The 984-nt window shown below is 64.4% G+C and carries 1 protein-coding gene; it reads right to left on the bottom strand.

What is annotated here, in order from left to right:
- A partial coding sequence (locus tag EN935_RS37690; RefSeq protein WP_164771790.1) for an AMP-binding protein occupies positions 1–636 on the bottom strand: 636 nt, incomplete at its 3' end.
- Between the last annotated feature and the right edge of the window lie 348 nt (positions 637–984).

Below are 984 nucleotides of genomic sequence, written 5' to 3' on the forward strand. Positions count from 1 at the left end.
GGTGTAGAGGATGTAGCAGGTGTCATCGGCTGAAGCGGTTTTCGCCTGCGGCTTCAGCGGCGCGTCGGACTGTTTGGAGATCTCGGCAGCCGCGCTGTCGATCAGCAGATGCGGAACCGGCAGTTGACCGGCGCGCGACGCATAGGCGGCGATGGTGACGATCAGGCTGACGCCGGCGTCCTCGATGATGAGCGCCATCCGCTCTTCGGGAAACGCGGTGGCCAGCGGCACGAAGGCCGCACCCGCCTTCATCACCGCCAGCAGCGCGACATAGGTCTCCGCCGAGCGGTCGAGAATGAGCCCGACCCGGTGGCCCGGCCGGACGCCGCGCTTGACCAGCAGGCGGGCGAACTGGTTGGCGCGGCTGTCCAGCTCCTGATAGGTCCAGACACGCCCGTCGGAGATCACGGCCGGCAGAGCCGCGAATGTCTGCGCGAGCTCTTCGAACACCGTATCGAGCCGCTCGCCGGGCAGGCCTTGCCGGGCAAAGTCGGCGCCCGTCAGGATTTGCCCGCGTGCGACTGTTGCGGGGGCTGTTTTTACCAGCGCATCGAGGCTTGCCAGGCCGGTTTCTGGCTGGCTGTCCGATCGGTCCCTGTCCAGTCCGGCGATATCGAGACCGTGATCCATTTCCATACTTTCCCGTCCAGGCCGGGAATCGCCCGGCGCGGCCATTTTCCCGGCCGTTGCGGGGTGGTTATGCCATCCGATCTTTTCGGCAGTTTTTCCGAACTGTTGAATATTGTTTCTGGAGTGTGTCTGGCCGCTCTTCAGCCTCCCCTTGTTGGCCCTTGCTGGGGAGGGAATGCCGCAGCGCTCTCAGTGGATATGAGGCTGTCGGTTTAAGGGGCGCGCTGACCCCTGCTGCCCGCATTCGCCGCGCTTTCCGGCCGAATTCAACGCAAAATTCCACTCCTGCAATGGTTGCTACCACGCCGGGTCCCACGCCCGCACAAACACCACGCCCCTATAAGACGCCGCAAC

This window comes from Mesorhizobium sp. M7D.F.Ca.US.004.03.1.1 (assembly GCF_003998635.1).
Classification (GTDB): domain Bacteria; phylum Pseudomonadota; class Alphaproteobacteria; order Rhizobiales; family Rhizobiaceae; genus Mesorhizobium; species Mesorhizobium loti.